Annotated in this window: 13 protein-coding genes; 9 read left to right on the top strand and 4 right to left on the bottom strand. The window is 75.1% G+C overall.

The genetic code is table 11. From position 1 onward, the window contains the following. Positions 1 to 296: hypothetical protein (locus BLS21_RS25165; protein WP_217636124.1), on the bottom strand; the 296-nt coding region annotated here is incomplete at its 3' end. A gap of 655 nt (positions 297 to 951) precedes the next feature. Between BLS21_RS25165 and BLS21_RS13775 the strand changes: the two genes are divergently transcribed. The 9 genes from BLS21_RS13775 (at position 952) to BLS21_RS13735 (ending at position 15,458) form a co-directional block, all read left to right on the top strand. After that, positions 952 to 1,677 (top strand): GNAT family N-acetyltransferase, encoded by a 726-nt coding sequence (locus tag BLS21_RS13775; RefSeq protein WP_217636123.1) that lies wholly within the window; start codon positions 952 to 954, stop codon positions 1,675 to 1,677. 158 nt (positions 1,678 to 1,835) lie between these two features. Further along, positions 1,836 to 2,825, top strand: a complete 990-nt coding sequence (gene argB / locus BLS21_RS13770; protein ID WP_245700402.1) for an acetylglutamate kinase — start codon at positions 1,836 to 1,838, stop codon at positions 2,823 to 2,825. After that, positions 2,822 to 3,058 carry a hypothetical protein gene (locus tag BLS21_RS13765; protein ID WP_139177115.1) on the top strand — a complete coding sequence of 79 codons (237 nt, stop codon included), beginning with the start codon at positions 2,822 to 2,824 and terminating at the stop codon, positions 3,056 to 3,058. Before argB ends, BLS21_RS13765 begins: the two co-directional genes overlap by 4 nt. A 4-nt stretch (positions 3,059 to 3,062) precedes the next feature. Further along, positions 3,063 to 7,226, top strand: a complete 4,164-nt coding sequence (locus BLS21_RS13760) for a Pls/PosA family non-ribosomal peptide synthetase (protein ID WP_091219134.1) — start codon at positions 3,063 to 3,065, stop codon at positions 7,224 to 7,226. Then, on the top strand, positions 7,223 to 8,581 hold the full coding sequence (locus BLS21_RS13755; protein ID WP_091219131.1) for a heparan-alpha-glucosaminide N-acetyltransferase domain-containing protein: 1,359 nt from the start codon (positions 7,223 to 7,225) through the stop codon (positions 8,579 to 8,581). The genes BLS21_RS13760 and BLS21_RS13755 overlap by 4 nt, the downstream gene beginning before the upstream one ends. Positions 8,582 to 8,902: 321 nt before the next feature. Further along, complete coding sequence (gene galE / locus BLS21_RS13750) at positions 8,903 to 9,886, top strand: UDP-glucose 4-epimerase GalE (protein ID WP_091219128.1); 984 nt, start codon at positions 8,903 to 8,905, stop codon at positions 9,884 to 9,886. Positions 9,887 to 10,819: 933 nt separating this feature from the next. Then, complete coding sequence (locus tag BLS21_RS13745; protein ID WP_091219127.1) at positions 10,820 to 13,144, top strand: bifunctional polysaccharide deacetylase/glycosyltransferase family 2 protein; 2,325 nt, start codon at positions 10,820 to 10,822, stop codon at positions 13,142 to 13,144. Then, the gene (locus BLS21_RS13740) at positions 13,141 to 14,196 is read left to right on the top strand and encodes a glycosyl hydrolase family 18 protein (protein WP_139177113.1); all 1,056 of its coding nucleotides are present in this window, start codon (positions 13,141 to 13,143) and stop codon (positions 14,194 to 14,196) included. Before BLS21_RS13745 ends, BLS21_RS13740 begins: the two co-directional genes overlap by 4 nt. Before the next feature lie 2 nt (positions 14,197 to 14,198). Beyond that, positions 14,199 to 15,458, top strand: a complete 1,260-nt coding sequence (locus tag BLS21_RS13735) for a hypothetical protein (protein WP_091219124.1) — start codon at positions 14,199 to 14,201, stop codon at positions 15,456 to 15,458. Between the two features lie 102 nt (positions 15,459 to 15,560). On the opposite strand, the gene BLS21_RS13730 is transcribed toward BLS21_RS13735, so the two are convergent. The 3 genes from BLS21_RS13730 to BLS21_RS13720 all read right to left on the bottom strand — a co-directional run bounded on the left by BLS21_RS13730 (position 15,561) and on the right by BLS21_RS13720 (position 18,699). Continuing rightward, entirely contained in the window at positions 15,561 to 16,613 is a 1,053-nt protein-coding gene (locus BLS21_RS13730; protein ID WP_091219243.1) for a PHP domain-containing protein, read from the bottom strand. Further along, positions 16,610 to 17,158, bottom strand: coding sequence for a DoxX family protein (locus BLS21_RS13725; RefSeq protein ID WP_091219121.1), 549 nt, complete (start codon positions 17,156 to 17,158; stop codon positions 16,610 to 16,612). The genes BLS21_RS13730 and BLS21_RS13725 overlap by 4 nt, the downstream gene beginning before the upstream one ends. Before the next feature lie 104 nt (positions 17,159 to 17,262). Next, positions 17,263 to 18,699, bottom strand: coding sequence for a bifunctional phosphatase PAP2/diacylglycerol kinase family protein (locus BLS21_RS13720; protein WP_091219118.1), 1,437 nt, complete (start codon positions 18,697 to 18,699; stop codon positions 17,263 to 17,265). Positions 18,700 to 18,714: the final 15 nt, after the last annotated feature.

The raw sequence follows: 18,714 nt of genomic DNA, 5'->3' as shown, positions 1-18,714 counted from the left end.
ACGCCCGGGACGACCACGCCCGGGACCGCGACCCCCGCGCCGGCGGACCCGAGGACGACGACGCCCGGGACGACCACGCCCGCGACGACCACGCCCGGGACGACGACGCCCGGGACCGCGACCCCCGCGCCGGCGGAGCCGAGGACGACGACGCCCGCGACGACCACGCCCGGGACCGCGACGACCGCAACGGTCGTCTCCGTGACCGCGGCGGCAGGGAGTGCGCCGGTTCCCACGGCCCACGCCGTGGCGCCCCCGGCGGCGACGGCCACGCCCACCCCGGACACCGAGGTCACGGTCCCCGAGGCCACAGGCGCCGAGGGCGCCGACCTCGGGCCGGAGACCGTCACCGCCCCGGCCCCTCCGCCTGCCCCGACGCCGTCGGTCCTCCGGGATGCGCTCCGAAACCAGGCTGCCGGTGGTGCGCCGGTGCAGGGGAGTGCCGCCGTCTCGCCCCGTGGGCTCCCGTCCTCGGCCGACCGGGGCGATCCCGCTCCAGGGGCGTCCGCGCCCACGGCCGTCGTCGACGCCGATGAGGTCCCGGCCGCTCCGCCGTCGGCCCCGGCGCCGCCGATGCCCGCTCCCCTGGCCCCGCCCCCGCCGTCACCGATCGCGCCGAGCGGGCCGGTGACGGGCGCGCACGCGTCCTCGGCCTCGTCCGGTCCGGGGAGCGAGAACGCGTTCGGCCTCCCGGTGGCGGTCCTGCCTGCCGCCCTGGCGGCACCGTCCCTCGGTGCCGCCGTCCTGGTGTGCTCCGGCGTCGCCGGATCGGTCGTCGGCGGTGCTGACGACCCGGGCTGCCGCCCCGACTGATCCCCCTTACTCCCGGCTGATCCGCCACGCCCGTCCACGGGCGTGCTGAGCGGCAGCCGGTCTCTGGCATGCCGCCACTCCTGCGGTGCCACGAACCCACACACGCCTGCATGCCCACGTGATCCGAGGACCCCAGCCATGAGGCCATCCCTGACCCCGACGGTCGCTGCTGTCGCGGCCGACCCCGCCGACGCCGCAGGCGCTCCACCGGCTGACCGCCGACGGCGACGCGCGCAGCTCCGGACCCCGACCAGGCACGCCCCGGCCGGCGGCGCCGTCCTCGTCGGTACCGCCGGCCAGCCGGTGCTCCCCGCCACGGTCGACGCGCTCGAGCACGGTCCGCTGCCGGACCGGGCTCTGCCGGTCGACGGCCGCGGCGCCCGGTTCGAGGAGGCGCTCCGCCCGCTCACCCCGACGGACGTCCCCGACCTGCTCCGGTTCCTGACCCGCGCCGACCTCACGGGCAGCGGCCTCCGGGACCCGGCCGTGCGGCTGTGGGTGCTGCGCGACGCAACGGGACAGGTGCAGGGCTCCGCCGGGTACGAGCTGTCGGAGGACGGTCGGCAGGCGCTGATCCGCAGTGTCGCCGTCGATGCGTCCCGGCGGGGCGAGGGCCTGGGTCTGCGGCTGGCCGCCTTCACGCTGGAGCGGGCGGCCGAGGAGGGCGCTCGTCAGGCGTGGTTGTTCAGCCGCCACCGCGGGGCCTTCTGGCGACGGCTGGGCTTCGAGCCCGTCGACCGCGACGCCCTCGCCCGCGTGCTGGCCGGCACGCACCAGGTCCGGCTCTTCCAGCGCACCGGTCAGATGCAGCACGAGGTCGCCTGGAGGCGATCCCTCGTCGGCCTGCGCGACGGCCGGGGTTGATGCCCGATGCCGGACCACCGGTCGTGCGCTGACCTCGACCGCGGCTCCTGGAGGACACCTCCCGGACCCGCGACCCGCCCCCTCGCAGACGTCTACGAGAACTCGGTGTACTCGACATGACACAACACGTCACAGAGAACCTCGCCACGACCCCCCGGATGGACCGCACGCTCCCGACGCCGCGGCCCCGCCGGCGGATCGGCACCACGCGGGTGATGCGCACCCACGACCCGGAGGGAGACCGGCGGAAGGTCGCGGTCCTGACCGGGGCGTTGCCGTGGCTCAAGGAGTTCCACGGGAACGTGGTGGTGGTGAAGTACGGCGGCCACGCGATGGTGGACGAGGAGTGCCGCCGGGCCTTCGCCGAGGACATGGTCTTCCTGCGGACCTGCGGCATCCTGCCCGTGGTCGTGCACGGCGGCGGCCCGCAGGTCACCGCGATGCTCGACCGGCTCGGCGTCCCCAGCGAGTTCCGCGGCGGCCTGCGGGTGACCACCGAGGAGACGATCGAGGTCGTCCGCATGGTGCTCGTCGGCCAGGTGGGCCCTGAGGTGGTGGGCCTGATCAACGAGCACGGCGGGCGCGCGGTGGGCCTGTCGGGGGAGGACGGCGGGTTGTTCACCGCCGCCCGCACGCACGCGATGGTGCAGGGCCGGCCGGTGGACGTCGGCCTGGTCGGCGACGTGGTCGCGGTCGACCCCACGCCGGTCACCACGCTGCTGGAGGCGGGGCACATCCCCGTGGTCTCCACGGTGGGACCGGATGCGAGCGGGCGGGTGCACAACCTCAACGCCGACACCGCCGCCGCGGCGCTGGCCGTGGCGCTGGGGGCGGTGAAGCTCGTCGTCCTGACCGACGTCGAGGGGCTCTACGCCGACTGGCCCGACCGCGACTCCCTGGTCCAGAAGATCGACACCCGCGAGCTGGCCGGGGTCCTGCCGACGCTGGACTCGGGGATGGTGCCGAAGATGGCCGCCTGCCTGCGGGCGGTCGAGGGCGGGGTGAAGCGGGCCACCGTCGTCGACGGGCGCACCCCGCACGCCCTGCTGCTGGAGATGTTCACCACCGAGGGCACCGGCACGATGGTCCTCCCGGCGGTCGACGGCGCGAGCCCGGCTGCGACCGGCAACGCGGAGGCCGCACGGTGAGCCGCACGGGAGAGCTGTCCGGCCCGGTTCCCGGGCGGACTCCGCCGGTGCCGCCGGAGCCGTCCCCGGAGCCGACCGACGCGCCCGTCGATGTCGTCCCCGCCGCCCTGCCCGCCGTCCTGGACACCGCGACGGCGACGGCCGACGCCAGGACGGGCTCGAACCGCAGACCCCCGAGCGCCCACGAGCTCGTCGTGCTCCCCGGGTCGATCCCCGCCGACAACAGGAAGTGAAGCGATGACGTCGCGCCAGGAAGACCTCGACTTCTTCTCCTTGTTCGCGGGAGACCGCGGGGAGCCCCTCGCTCCGCCGGGTGGTCAGCGGGCCCAGAGCAGCCCGACCGCATACCGCTTCCACGACAACCTCGTCGAGGAGCTCGGCGGCCCCGGCGCACGGTGCTCGCGGCTGAGCCGCTACTTCGAGCTGTCCTGTGACCGCCGGCCGGCCGCCGTCGCCCTGGAGTGCGACGGCGAGCGGATCTCGTACGCGGACCTGGACCAGCGCGCCAACCGGCTGGCCAACCTGCTGATGAGCCGGGACATCCGGGCCGGGTCACGGGTCGGCATCCTGCTCAACCGCTCGGTGGACACCTACGTGACCCTGCTCGGGATCACCAAGACGGAGGCGACCTTCGTCCCCATCGACCCGGCGGCGCCGGCCGACCGGCTGCTGTACATCGCCGAGGACTCCGCCCTCGACCTGGTGGTGACCACGACGGACTTCGCCGCGTCGACCGCCGCCCTGCCGTGCGACCGCCTCCACCTCGACGAGGAGCGGCCGCAGCTGGCGATGCAGCCGAGCACGCGTCCGGCCGTCGGGACCGACGGTGACCCGGTCTGCTACATCATCTACACGTCGGGCTCGAGTGGCCGCCCCAAGGGCGTGGCGGTCGGCCAGTCGAGCATCTGCAACTTCATCGGCATCGTGCCCTCGCTGTACGGGGTGGAGTCCTCCGACCGCGTCTACCAGGGCATGACCATCGCCTTCGACTTCTCGATCGAGGAGATCTGGCCCACCTGGGCCGTGGGCGCCACCGTGGTGGCCGGTCCGACCGACGGCCGCCGGGTGGGCTCCGGGCTGGCGGACTTCCTCGAAGAGCACGAGATCACGATGATCTACTGCGTCCCCACCGTGCTGGCGACGCTCGACCGTCTCCTCCCCCGGATCCGCACGGTGAACGTCGGCGGCGAGGCGTGCCCCCGCGAGCTGGTCGACCGCTGGGGACCGGGCCGCCGGATCCTCAACACGTACGGGCCCACCGAGACCACCGTCACGTGCACGATGGCCGAGCTCCGGCCGGGGAAGCCGGTGACCATCGGCCGCCCGTTGCCGACCTACCGGGTGGTGCTCCTGGACGACGACCGGCAGCCGGTCCCGGCTGGAGGCGTCGGGGAGATCTGCGTCGGCGGGCCCGGGGTGGCCGTCGGCTACGTGAACCGGCCCGACCTGACCGCCGACCGCTTCATCCCCGATCCCCGCGGCATCCCCGGCGAGCGCATCTACCGCACCGGCGACCTGGGCCGCTTCCTGCCCGACGGCGAGCTGGAGTACCTGGGCCGCGCGGACAGCGAGGTCAAGGTGCGGGGCCACCGCGTGGACCTGCAGGAGATCGAGAGCGTCCTCCTCGAGCACGACGAGGTGACCGGGGCGGTGGTGACGCTCCTGCCGTCCCCCGACACCGGCGGGGAGCTCGCGGGATACGTCGTCCTGCGGGACGGCTCCGCGGTGGACCCGTCGGGCGACCGGGCCGACGAGGTCATCGACGAGCTCCACCAGCGCCTGACCCACCAGATGCCGCCGTACATGGTGCCGGCCTACCTGGACGTGGTCGGCGCCATCCCGATGCTGCCCAGCGGCAAGGCCGACCGCGGCCGGCTGCCCGAGCCGAGTCGTCCCCGGCTCATCCGCTCCGACCAGGAGTACCTGCCGCCGACCACGCCGGCGGAGGCGTGGATCGCCGGCGTGTGGGAGGAGACCCTCCGGCTGCCCCCGGGCTCCGTCTCGGTGGACGCCGACTTCTTCGACGCGCTGGGCGGGCACTCCCTCGTCGCGGCGAACGTCGTCTCCGCGATGCGGGAGAGCGACCTGGGCGCCGGCCTGTCCATCCTGGACTTCTACCGGCATCCCACGGTGCGGGCCCTGGCGGCCTTCCTCGAGGCCGGTGTCAGTGCCCAGCCGGACGCCGAGGGGCTCCCGCTCCACGCGCCGCGACCCGCGCCGCCGTCCACCGCGCGTGTCGTCGGGTTCGGGTTCGCGCAGGCATCCGTTCTCGTCGCCGTCGTCCTGCTGTTCCTGTGGCCGGTCGCGCTCGTCTACGGGCTGAACGACGGTCAGCCCTCGCTCGCCATGGTCGTCCAGCTGGCGATCGCGCTGCCGACCGTCTACCTCCTGACGCGGTGGGTGCTGCCGGTCGTCGGCTCCCGGCTGCTCTCCCGCGGACTGGCGGTCGGCGACCACCCGCTCTGGGGCGCCGCGCACCTGCGCGTGTGGACGCTCGAGAAGCTCATGACGATCTCGCCGCTGACCGTGCTCAGCGGCTCCCCGTGGGCGGCGACCTACCTGCGGCTGGCCGGCGCCCAGGTGGACGACGAGTCCCACGTCGGGACGGCCGCCATCTCGCTGCCTGCGCTCCTGCGGGTGCACACCGGGGCCACCGTCGGCTACGGCACGCAGCTGCACGGCCACCGGGTGGCCGAGGGGGTCCTCTCCATTGCCCCCGTCACGGTCGGCGCCGGAGCGGTGGTCGGGTCCGAGTGCGTGCTGGAGTGCGGGTCGGAGGTGGGCGCCTCCGCCATCCTCCGCGAGCAGTCGCTGCTCCAGTCCGGGCAGACGATCCCGGAGGGGGAGACCTGGGCCGGCTCCCCGGCTCGACCGGCACCGGAGGCCGTCGACCCGGTCGTCGAGCTGATGGCCAGTTGCGCGGCCGCTCCGCGGACCTGGTCGCGCGCGCTCCTGGCCGGCTTCGTCGGTGGCGTCCTGCTGCTCGAGCTGCTGCCGTTCCTGATCATGCTGCCGGTGGTGGCGGTCGTCTGGTGGGCCCTGCTGACCTCCGGGACGGCGGTCGCGCTGCTCGCCGCCGCACTCTCGGGCCCGCTGTTCGTGGCCTCCTCGTGCACGCTGATCCTGGGTGCCCGCCGCCTGGTCCTGCCGGCGACCCCGGAGGGTGTGCACCACCTCCGTTCCCAGCTCGGCCTCGAGAAGTGGCTCGGCGACAAGCTCCTCGAGCTGAGCCTGCTGCTGAACAACACGATGTACTCCACGCTCTACACACCCCTCTGGCTGCGAGCGCTGGGGACCAGGGTCGGCACGGGCGCCGAGGTCTCGACGATCTCCCACATCGACCCCGACCTGCTGACCCTGGGTGAGGGCTGCTTCGTCGCCGACATGGCCACCGTCGGGAGCGCGGCGTACGCCAACGGCCACGTGGCCTTCCGGTCCACCGAGATCGGGTCCCGTGCCTTCGTCGGGAACGCCGCGTACGTCCCGTCGGGCACGGTCATGGGGAACGGGTCGCTGATCGGTGTCCGCAGCGTCCCGCCGCCCTCCGGGGTGGAGGCCGGGACGTCGTGGCTGGGCTCGCCGCCCTTCTACCTGCCGCGCCGGGAGCTGTTCGAGGACTTCACCGAGGCGGAGACGTTCACCCCGTCCCGGCGGCAGGTCCGCGCTCGGTACGCGATCGAGTTCCTCCGGATCGTGCTGCCGAGCTCCCTGCTCGCCGTCGCCATGTTCGCCACGCTGTACGGCCTGTCCTCGCTGGCCGTCTCGTGGGGCACCGTGGCGACCGTCCTGCTCGCCCCCGTGGTGGCGCTGGCGTCCAGCGTCGGCGTCCTCCTCTTCGTGGCTGCGCTCAAGTGGCTCGTCGTCGGCCGGTACCGGCCCCGGGTGCGACCGCTGTGGAGCGGCTTCGTCCGCCGGACGGAGTTCGTCACGGGGATCTACGAGGCGGCGGCGGTGCCGGCCCTGCTCACCTTCCTCACCGGCACCCCGGTGCTCGGGGCCGCGCTCAGGCTGTTCGGCGCCCGGGTGGGCCGACGGAGCCTGCTCGGCACCACCTACCTCACCGAGTTCGACCTCGTGACCATCGGGGACGACGTCTCGGTGGGCGCGAACGCGTCGCTGCAGACCCACCTCTTTGAGGACCGCGTCATGAAGATGGACCACGTCACGCTGCGCGACCGCGCCAGCGTGGGGGACAAGGCCGTCGTCCTCTACGGCTCCGTCGTGGAGGAGGACGCCACCCTGTCCGCGATGTCGCTGGCGATGAAGGGCGAGGTGCTCCCGGCGGGCACGACCTGGTGCGGCATCCCGGCGCAGAAGGTCAACCGTGCGTCGCCGCCACCGCCGGCACGGAACGGACGCCGGGGCCTGACCGGCTCCGCCGTGACGGGGGCGCAGCGATGACGGCCGGCCCGCAGGTGCCGCAGCGGGAGGCCCCCGCCCCGTCCGGCGAGGCCGTCCCGGGGGACGCCGCGACCCGCGGGGCCACGCCGCTCCGCCACGCCTGCGACCCGGCCGCCTCGGGGGACGTCCCCGGCACGCCGGCGATCCCGGGCACGCAGGCGGACGGGCGTCCGCGCGCCCGCCTGGTCGGCATCGACGCCGCCCGGGGTGTCGCCCTCGTCGGCATGATGGCGGTGCACAACTACACGGCCACGGACGAGGACGGGGAGTTGTCCCTGGCGTGGAGCGTGGCCGCCGGGAAGTCGGCCGCACTCTTCGCGCTCCTGGCAGGTGTGGGGATCGCCTTCGCCAGCGGTGGCCGACGCCGTCCGACGGGACGCCGGTGGACCGCCGAGGCGGCCTCGCTGCTCGTCCGCGCCCTCGTGATCGGCGCGGTGGGCCTCCTGCTGGGCTACGTGGTGCCGGCCGACCTCGCGTCGGTCATCCTGCCCTACTACGCGGTGCTGTTCCTGCTGGCCGTCCCCGTGCTGTCCCTGTCCACCCGCACTCTCGTGGGGCTGGCCGCGACGGTCGCCGTGGCGATGCCCCTGCTGAGCCACGTGCTCCGCGCCGGCACGGAGCTGGTGGACCCCGTGCCGAACCCGACCCTCGGCGCACTGGTCGACGACCCGCTCCACGCACTGCGGGAACTGGCCCTCACCGGCGTCTATCCCGCGTTGCCGTGGATGGCCTACCTCTGCGCCGGTCTGGCCGTGGGGCGTGCACTGCTGACCTCGCGCCGCACCGTCCTGATCATCGTGCTGGTCGGGGTCGGTCTCGCCGTGGCCGCGCGCACGGTCTCCTGGTTGCTGCTCGACGTCTTCGGCGGGCGGGCGCGTCTGGAGTCGGTCGCCCTGCAGTCCATGAGCCAGGAGGAGTTCGCGGGGTTCCTGCGGGAGGGCGCGAGCGGGGTCACGCCGCCGGACACCCCGTGGTGGCTGGCGACGACCCTGGCGCACTCCAGCACCCCGTTCGACCTCGCGTACACGATCGGCGTCGGGTTGGTGGTGGTGGGGGTCTGCATCCTCGTGGGCCGCGTCACCACGGCTCCCCTCCGGCCGCTGGCAGCTGCGGGGAGCATGACCCTGACGCTGTACAGCCTCCACCTGTTGCTGCTGAGCTCCCCTGATCTCCCCGGGGGTGCGTGGGGGTTCCTCCTCCAGTCCGCCGTGGTGGTGACCTTCGCCCTGGTGTGGAGCCACCACCACGCTCGGGGGCCGCTCGAGGAGCTCGTCGCCCGGCTGTCGGGCGGGGCGCGGCGAGCGGTGGAGAACGGTCGACGGCCGAGTGGCGCCGGTGCGCTCCCGCCGGCTTGAGATCGGTGCCCGCGGTGGCCGGAGGGACGCTGTCCGGTGGTCGCCCCGGCCGCCTGGGGACGACGTGGTCGCCCCGGCCGCCTGGGGACGACGTGGTCGCCGGGGCGCGGGCGAGGTGCCGCGGCCCGCGATGCCGCGCGGCCACGGACGACGGGTCGACCTCCCGGAGGAGCCGGTGCCGGTGCACCCCTCCGGGCGGTGGGCCGGGGCCGGTCTCGCGGACACGGGGCCGCGAGACCGGCCCGGGGCGGGGACGTCGCCGCCCTAGGGTGGGACGCCGGGCTGCGCCCGCCCGAGGACGAGCGAGAGGCCGGGGTCTGCATGACGTGGCTGGTCACCGGCGGAGCCGGCTACATCGGGTCGCACGTCGTCGCGGCCATGCGCGCGGCGGGCGAGGACGTCGTCGTGCTCGACGACCTCTCCTCGGGTGTCCGGGAGCGCGTCGGTGACGTCCCCCTCGTGCCGGCCGACGTCGCCGACGGCGAGACCGTGGTCCGCACCGTGCACGAGCACGGGGTGCGCGGCGTGGTGCACCTCGCGGCGAGGAAGCAGGTGGAGGAGTCGGTCCGGCAGCCGCTGCGGTACTACCGGGAGAACGTCGAGGGGCTGCGCGCCCTGCTCGAGGCGGTCACGGGCGCGGGCGTGACGCGGTTCGTCTTCTCCTCCAGCGCCGCGGTCTACGGCGCCCCGGACGTCGACCTGGTCGACGAGGGCACCGCGTGCCTGCCGGTGAACCCGTACGGGCGGACCAAGCTGATCGGCGAGCAGATGCTGGCCGACGTCGCCCCGGCCACCGGACTGCGCTACGCCGCCCTGCGCTACTTCAACGTCGCGGGCGCCGCCGACCCGGCGCTGGCCGACCGCGGCACGGCCAACCTCGTGCCGCTGGTGTTCCGGCAGCTGGTCGCCCGGCGGCCGCCGCAGGTGTTCGGCGACGACTACGACACCCCCGACGGCACCTGCGTCCGCGACTTCGTGCACGTCGCCGACGTCGCCTCGGCGCACGTCGCGGCCGCGGCCGCGCTGGTCGAGGGGCGGATCGAGGCGCTGACGGCGAACATCGGCCGCGGCGACGGGGTCTCGGTGCGGGAGGTGGTCGAGACCATCCGGCGGGTCACCGGCACCGCGGACCAGCCGTGGTCCGAGCCCGTGGTCGCCCCGCGCCGTGCCGGCGACCCGGCGCGGGTGGTGGCCTCGGCCGAGCTGATCCGGCGGGAGCTCGGCTGGACGGCGGTCCACGGGATCGAGGAGATGGTGGCCTCGGCGTGGGAGGGCTGGCAGGCGCAGGCGGCGCTGACCGTCTAGCGCCGGGGCGACTCGCGCGCGCCGGGAGTCGATCTCCCCCGCGGTGCCGTGCTCGGCGTCGGAGGCGCTCTCCGGACGGGGTCGCTGGCGTCGTTCCCCCCCGCTGCTCGCGGGGGACCAGCAGCCGCCCGAGCAGCTCGTCGATCCGGTCGGGGCTGCCGGATGACCTGACTCAGTTCCGCATGTGTGGTCACGCTGTGTCACACACGCCCAGGGCCGGTGCGGGTCGCGCGGGAGGCGGTTGTCCCCTGCACGCCCGAACGGGATCTTGCTCTCCTGCTGACGGGACCCAGTGCCCGTCGCTGACCGCACCACCGCTCAGGCGGATGCGGCCACGGGGGGAGCGACGTGCAGAACAGGTGTGTCATGCGTGCAGTGACAGGCTCCGGCCTGCGCACTCCGGTGGTCCCGCGGTTCCGGGGCTCGTGGCTGCAGCACGTGCTGCCGGTCGCCTCGCGGGTCTCCGGCACGGGGCTGCTGCGCCCACGGGGGACACCGGCGGCGACGCGGGCGCCCGACCCGCCGCGGACGACCCCCGGGAGCCTGCGCCTCCGGAGCCCGTCGGCGCAGACGTCCCAGCGGTCCCGGCATCGTCCGGAGCGCCCCGTCCCGCCGTTCCTGGGCCGCATCCCGGCCGCGGCTGCCGAGCCGACGCCGGCCGCTCCGGGCGGGCCAGGCGGACGCGGGCACACCTGCCCGTCCTCCACCCGCTCCAGGACGCCCCGTCCCTGTGGGTCGGTCGTCGCGGACCTGGTCCCGTCGTGGGCGGTGCCGCCCGCGGGTCCCGCCGTCCTCGGAAGCGCCGGCGCCACCGCCGGTACGCCCGGCCACCCCGGCTGACGCACGGCCCTGCCGGCTCTCCCGCCGCGCCCAGGCCACCTGCACCGGGTCCGCCGCCCCCTGTCTGCCCGTCGCACACGAGGGACTCTCGCCATGGGTCGTCACTCATCCTCCAGACGTCTGCCCCTGCCCGGACACACCTCGACCCCCGTCTTCGCCAACCCCTCCGGACGGCGCTGGCGACGCCTGCGCGCCGTCCTCCTGACCCTCCTCGTCGTCCTCGGCGGGTCGGCCGCCGTCGTGGTGCCGAACGTCGTCGCCGTGCCTGCGCTCGCCGGGGCGTCCGTCCCGGACGGACCCACGGTGCTCAAGGTCGGTGAGCCGCGGGTGGTCGGCGAGGGCCCGCTCGTCCGCGTCGTCCGGCTGCTCCGGGCCGGCGGGCAGACCTACGGGCAGGACCCGTTCGACGGCCAGGTCGTCACCCGGCTCTCGCCCGAGGACGCCGCGAAGGCCGGGCCGGCGGGCTACGCGCTCCAGCGCTACGGCTACGACACGACCGCCCAGCGGACGGTCTCGCTGACCTTCGACGACGGCCCGCACCCGGTGTACACCCCGCGCCTGCTCGACCTGCTCAGCGAGCACGGGGTCCAGGCGACCTTCTTCGTCACCGGCGACCAGATGGTCCGCCACCCGGAGATCATGCGGCGGATCGTGCGGGAGGGTCACGCGCTCGGCAACCACTCGCTGACCCACATCGACGTCAACACCTCGACGGCGTTCCGCGAGCAGGTCGAGATCGCCCTGGCCGACCGCATCATGCGGGCGCAGACCGGTCGGTACGCGTCCTACTTCCGCCTGCCCTACGAGGGTGAGGACGAGGAGTCCATGCGGGACGACGTGCCGGGCATCCTGCGGGCCCAGCGACTGGGCTATGCCGTGGTCTCGCACGACTTCGACCCGCACGACTGGGCCTACGCCTCCGGGGAGCGGACCGGCGAGATCCCCCTGCCGCCGCTCGGCGAGCAGGACGACATCACCGTCCTGCTGCACGACGCGGGCGGGACCGACCGCTCCCTCACGCTGGCCTACGTCGAACGGCTGATCGGCCAGGCCCGGGCCGCGGGGTACACGTTCCACTCCATGCCGCAGGTGTCGGCCGACCTGCGGGCGCGCACCGGCGCGGTCGAGGCGACGGCCTGGGACCACCTGGCCACCCACCTGGTCACGGCGCTGTTCGTCTGGCCGGACTCGCTGCTGGCGGTCCTGTTCGTCGTGGCCGTCGCCACGATGCTCGGCTTCGGTCTGCTCAACACCGCGCTCGCGCTGCTGCGGGCACATCTGGTCGGCCGACGGACGACGTCGGCGCGACCGCCGGTCGCGGTGCTGATCGCGGCCTACAACGAGGAGCTGGTGATCGGCCGGACCCTGGGGACGGTCCTCGCCTCGGACTACCCGGTCGAGCAGGTGATCGTGGTCGACGACGGCAGCACCGACGCGACGGCCGACCGGGTCCTCGAGGTGGCCCGCCGCGACCCCCGGGTCCGGCTGATCCGGCAGCCCAACGGCGGCAAGTGGTCGGCCCTCAACCAGGGCTTCGCGGCCGCCGACCAGCCCTTCGTCGTCACCATCGACGCCGACACGCTGCTGACACCGGGCGCGGTGGGCGCCCTCGTGGCGCGCTTCCACCGGCCGGACGTCGGGGCCGTGGCCGGCGTGGTCAAGGTCGGCAACCACGCCCGCAACCTCGTCACCCGGTGGCAGGCGCTCGAGTACGTCACCCAGATCGGCGTCGACCGCTCCGCCGCCGCGCTGGTGAACGCGGTGATGGTCATCCCCGGGGCCTGTGCCGCCTGGCGCACCGCCGCCGTCCTGGAGGTCGGCGGGTACAGCGACGCCACCCTGGCCGAGGACTGCGACCTGACCCTGATGCTCCACCAGTACGGCTGGCGGGTGGAGCAGGCCGACGAGGCGGTCGCCCTCACCGAGGCCCCGGAGACCGTGGACGCGCTGCTGCGTCAGCGGGTGCGCTGGATGTACGGCACGCTGCAGGCCGTCTGGCGGCACCGGAACATGCTGCTGCGCCCGCGCCACGGCTGGCTCGGGATGCTGGTCATGCCGATGGCGGTGCTCGCGGTGGTGACACCGATGGTGTTCACCCCGCTGGTCGCCGTCGTCCTCGTGCAGATGCTCGCCGAGCAGGGACCGCTGCCGGTCCTCGGCTACTTCGGCCTCTTCGCGCTGGTGTACGGCGTCTCGGCCGTGGTCGCGGTCGTCCTGCTCCGGGAGCGGCCGGCGCACCTGCTGATCGTGCCGCTGTACCGGTTCATCTACGAGCCGCTGCGGGCCTACCTGCTCTACGCGTCGCTGGGGACGGCGCTGCGGGGGGTGCGGCTCGGCTGGAACAAGCTGGCCCGCACGGCGCACGTGGACGAGCCCGTGGTCCCGGCGCCCGTGGAGCCGGTGGGGGTGCGGCCGTGAGACGGCGGCGGGCGCTCCTGCTCGCGGTCGTCGCCGTCCTGGTCGCGGTGGCCGCCGTCGCCGTCCTCCGGCCCGGGACGCCGGACCGGCCGGAGCGGCTCGTGGCCGCGGCGTGGCTGCCGGTCTGGGACCAGCGGGCGCCGGCCTCGCTCGACTCGGCACTGGACGCCGGCGCTCTGACCGAGGTGAGCCCGACCTGGGCCACCGTGCGGCCCGACGGGACGCTCGCCCTCACCCCGCCGCCGGCCGAGGTGGTCGACCGGCTGGCCGCCGCCGGCGACGGCGTCGTGGTCATCCCGGCCGTGCAGAACTTCGCCGACGAGCAGTGGCAGGGGGAGGCGGTCGCCCGGGTGCTCGCCGACCCGGTGGCTGCCGCCGACCACCGGCGCGCCCTGGTCGACGTGGCGCTGGCCAACGGCTGGGACGGCGTCGACGTCGACTACGAGGCCCTGCCGCCGACCGCCGGGCCGTCGTTCACGCAGTTCCTCGCAGCGCTGCGCGACGACCTGCACGCGCACGGCCTGCTGCTGACCGTGGCGGTCCCGGCCCGGGACGCGGAGGAGACGCCCGGCGCCCTCGCGTACAGCTACCAGCTGATCGGGCAGATCGCCGACCAGGTGCGGGTCATGACCTACGACCACTCCTGGAGCGGCAGCCCGCCCGGCCCGGTCGCGCCGACCGACTGGGTGGAGGACGTCGTCGCCTACGCCGTCGAACGCGTCCCCCGGCACAAGCTGATGCTCGGCGTGGCCACCTACGGCTACGACTGGGTCGCGGACCGGGGCAGCACCCTGCAGGCCACCGACGCCGTCGCGCTCGCCGAGCGGGTGGGTGCCGAACCCCGGTGGGACCCGGCGGCCGCCGCCTGGACCTTCGGCTACGCCGATGCGGGTCAGCAGCACACCGTGTGGTTCGAGGACGCGCGCTCGCTCGCCGCCAAGCAGGACGTCGCCGTCGCGTCGGGGCTGCGCGGGATCGCCGTCTGGCAGCTCGGCGGGGAGGACCCGCACGTCTGGACGTCCGTGGCAGAGGCAACCCGGGGGGAGAGGTAGCCGTGAGGCGTCGGGAGAGCACCTACGTCAAGCTGCTCGTGTTCGTCGCGCTGGGGTGGGTCCTCACGGCCGAGACCTTCCCCAGACCGTGGCTGTCGGTGGCCTTCCCCGCCCTCGGCGTCCTGTTCGCCGCCGGTGGCGCCGCCGCCGCAGCCCGGCTGGACGCGGTCGGCTCCACCCGTGCCCACCTGCGGTGTGCCGGTCCGGCGCTGCTCGTCCCGTTCTGGGCGTTCGCCGCCACGGCGGTCACGGTCATGGTCGTCGAGGGCTGGCGGTGGGACCCGGACGCCGGCTCGGAGCCCCTGACCTGGAGCACCGGGTGGCGGTGGCTGCTGCCCCTCGTCGACCCGCCGGTGCCCACGGGGGGTTCCGGCCTGGTCGGGGCCCTGGGGTTCGTGCAGGTCGCCCTGTGGCTGGTGCTGCTGACCCCGCCGCTGCTGTGGCTCTCCCGCCGCTGGCTGCTGCGGCTCATGACGCTGCCGCTGCTGACCGTGGTCCTGGTCGCCATCGGGATCGCGAACCCGGTCGGGCACACCGCCGACGTCGTCCTCGGTCTCTGCGCCTACACCGGGTGCTGGCTGCTCGGCTTCGCCCACCACGACGGCCGGCTGCGGCGGGTGCCGGGGGACGTCGCGCTCCTCGGCGGAGGGCTGTGCGTCGCCGCCGGGATCGGCCTCGCGCTGTGGCAGCAGGACCTGCACGGCACCTACGCGCTGGTGGCGAACCCGCTCGCCACCACGCTGTTCTCCCTGGGCGGCGTGCTGGTGCTGCTCCGGCTCGACCCGTGGCTGCGGTGGCTGGAGCGGGCCCGCGGCCTGCGACCGGTGTTGTCGCTGTTCCACGGCCGCACGCTGACGGCGTTGCTGTGGGTGGACGTCGTCATCGTGCTCACCCCGCCCGCGCTGGCGCTCACGCCCCTGGCCCGGTTCCACACCGCCACGACGCAGGGTGCCCTGCTGCAGTACGCCGCGAGCTGGGTGCTGCTGCTCGCGGCGGTGGTGCTGCTGGGCTGGCTCGAGGACCTGGGCGCCGGCCGCCGTCCCCGGCTCGTGCCGCGCCGCCGGACGGCCCCGGCGCCGGCTCCCGTCCCCGTGCCACAGCCGCGCCCCGCGCCGGTCGCCGAGCCGCGCCCTGCGCCGGTTCCCGACGGGTGGGCCCGCTCCGGCCGTCGCGGGGCCGGTGCCGCGACGGCCGAGTCCGCAGCCGAGGGGACCCGTCCTCCGCGGCACCGCGGCGCTGGCCGGCGATGCCGCTCCGGGTGAGTCGCTCACCGAGCTGCAGGTCCTGGTCCGGGAGTACCGCGCACGGGTCGGGCAGCGGGGGGGTGGGCCCCGACCGGGCGGTCGACTCGTGAGCGACCTCGCTCAGCCTGCGGTCCAGGCGAGGAGGTCGTCGGCGGTGCGGGTGTTGACGACCCGCTCGGGCGGGACGCCGCACTCGACCGCCCGCTCGCAGCCGTTGCCCTGCCAGTCGAGCTGGCCGGGGGCGTGCGCGTCGGTGTCGACGGCGAACTCGCAGCCGAGGTCGACGGCGAGGGTGAGCAGCCGCAGCGGCGGGTCCAGCCGTTCGGGCCGGGAGTTGATCTCCACGGCGGTGCCGTGCTCGACGCAGGCCGAGAACACGGCCTCGGCGTCGAAGGCGCTCTCCGGGCGCGGCCGCTGGCGTCGACCCTCCCGCTGCTCGCGGGGGACCAGCAGCCGGCCGGTGCAGTGCCCGAGGACGTCGGTGTGCGGGTCGGCGACCGCGGTCAGCATCCGCTCGGTCATCGCCGCGGAGTCCGCGCGCAGGTCGGAGTGCACGCTGGCGACGACGACGTCCAGCCGCCCGAGCAGCTCGTCGGTCTGGTCGAGGCTGCCGTCGACGTTGATGTCGCACTCGATGCCGGTGAGGATCCGGAAGGGGGCGAGCTCCTCGTTCAGCGCGGCGACGACGTCCAGCTGCCGCTCCAGCCGCTCGGCGGACAGCCCGTTGGCGACGGTCAGCCGGGGCGAGTGGTCGGTCAGCGCCATGTACTCGTGACCCAGCCCGATCGCCGCCTCCGCCATCTCGCGGATCGGGCTGCCGCCGTCGGACCAGTCCGAGTGCACGTGCAGGTCGCCGCGCAGCAGCGACCGGAACTCCGCGACGTCGTCGGCCGGCGGCAGTAGCTCGCCGTGGGCCTCCTCGAGGCGGGCCAGGTACTCGGGCACCTCGCCGGCGTGCGCCTGCACGATCGCCGCACCCGTCTTGGGCCCGATGCCGCGCAGGTCGGTCAGCGTCCTGGTCCGGATCCGCCGGTCGAGCTCCTCGGGCCCGAGGGCGTCGACGACGGCCGCGGCGGTGCGGAAGGCCGAGACGCGGTGCGTGGGCTCGCGGGCGCGCTCCAGGAGGAAGGCGATCCTCCGGAGCGCGGCCGCGGGCGGGAGCGGATCGCTCAGCGGGAGGCCTTCTTGTACTGCCTCTCGGCCTTCCGCTGGGCCCTGGCAGCCCGCTTCTGCGCCCTCTCCAGGCTCTTCTCGGTGCTGTCGGCGGCCTTGGTCGCGGCGCGGCGGGCGCGGTAGCCGACCGACGGCCTGCCCTCGGTGTCGACGGCGGCGATCAGCAGCCCGCCGAGCAGGCCCAGGTTCTTGAGGAAGTGCGAGGTCTGCCCGAAGCGCTCCTTGGGGTCGTCGTGCTCCCAGAAGCGGTGCCCGGCCAGCGTGGTCGGGATGATGCTGGCCGAGAGGGCCAGCGCCGACAGGCGAGGCAGCTTGCCCAGCGCCAGCAGCGAGCCGGCGGCGACCTTGACGCCGGCGTCGATCTTGACCCACTGCTCGACGTCGCGGGGCACCTGGACCGGCAGCTGCTGGTCGGCCGCGGCGGTGATCTGCTCGACGACCGGCGCGGCACCCGGCACCCGGCTCTGCGGGTTGCGCAGGGTGTCGATGCCGCCGTAGACGAACGACGACGCGAGCAACGGCCGGGCGATCCGGCGGACCAACATGGGTGACCTCGTTTCGGCTCGGGGACTTCGGTCGGCTCAGTGCCCCGGCGCGCGCCGGGACACCCCTGCTCGGACCGTAGTGAGATCGCCGCCACTCCGCTGGGTCAACGGTCGCGGCAGCAGTAGACCGTCAGCGTCCCGTGCTTGGCGAAGACGAACTCGGTGGCCGGCCCCCCGGTCTCGCCGTCGTAGGCCACCGCCTGCGGGCCCGACCGGGACACCACCCGCACCTCCCGTGCCTGGCCCTGGGCGTAGCCGGAGACGTGAGGGCTCAGGCCCAGGAGGGAGCCGAGGACGGCGCGGGTCCGGCTGAACGGGACGTCGGCGCGCAGGTACTGGACGTCGAGCAGCCCGTCGTCCAGGCGCGACCGCCAGGCGAGGGCCAGTCCGCGCGGGGTGTAGCGGCCGTTGCCCACGAAGAGGATCCACACCGACAACGGCCGCCCGTCGAGCAGCAGCGACACCGGCGTCCCACGGCGCAGCGTCTGCGCCACGGCCACCGTCATCGCCGTCCACCGGCCCAGCCGCCCGGCCAGCGCGTCGCGGCGGCGGACCACCTCCGGGTAGCTGCCGATGCTGGCGGTGTTGAGGAACGGCGTCCCGTTGACCTCGGCGACGTCGACCTCGACCGCCTGGCCGGACACCACGGCGTCGGCCGCGGCCTCGAGGGTGCGCACGCCGACGTCCCGGGCGAAGTGGTTGAGCGTGCCGGCGGGCAGCACCGCCAGCGGCAGGCCGGAGGCGACCGCCACGGCCGCGGCGGCGGCGACGCTGCCGTCGCCGCCGGCCACGCCGAGCGCCCGTGCCCGGCCGGAGCGGACCGCCTCCTCCAGCAGACCGCCGATCGTCGTCCCCGCGGTCTGCTCGAGGACCTCGGCGCGGGGCAGCAGCCGGCGGACCTCCCCGGCCGGGTGGTAGTCCGCGGGGCCCGACCGCGGGTTCACCGCGACGACCAGGCCCTCGCCGCCGGGCAGCGCCGGGGTCGAGCGCGCCGGGCGCACCCGGGCGGGGGCCACCGGCCGCACCGGCCACCAGTGCCGGCCGCCCACGGCGACCGCCGCGCCGACGGCCAGGCCGACGACGACGTCCCCCGGGTAGTGCACGCCGACGTGCACCCGCGAGTAGCCCACGGCGACCGCCAGCGGCGCGAGCGCGACCCCCGCCGCCGGGCACTCCAGCGCGACGCCGGTGACGAACGCCCCGGCCGACGAGGAGTGCCCGCTGGGGAAGGAGTGCGTGGTCAGCACCTCGCGCAGCAGGCGGTGCACCGGGTGCGCGCCGAGGTCGGGACGACGGCGGCCGAACACCGGCTTGAGCGCGGAGTTGACCACCCCGCTGGAGACCGCCATCGAGGCCAGCCCGCGGACCGCGCCCCGGCGCAGCGCCCCGCGGCGGAGGGCCAGCAGGGTGCCGACGGCCATCCACAGGCGGCCGTGGTCGGCGGCGGTGGTGAGCCGGCGCAGCCAGACGTCGGCCGGGGTGTCCGGCAGCCCGCCGACCAGGGAGTGCAGGCGCGCGTCCCAGTGCCGGGCACCCCGCATGCACCGACGCTAGTG

The organism is Geodermatophilus siccatus (genome assembly GCF_900103785.1).
Taxonomy (GTDB): Bacteria; Actinomycetota; Actinomycetes; order Mycobacteriales; family Geodermatophilaceae; genus Geodermatophilus; species Geodermatophilus siccatus.
Note: the sequence above shows the minus strand (reverse complement) of the source record. Positions and strands in the feature narration are given on the sequence as shown.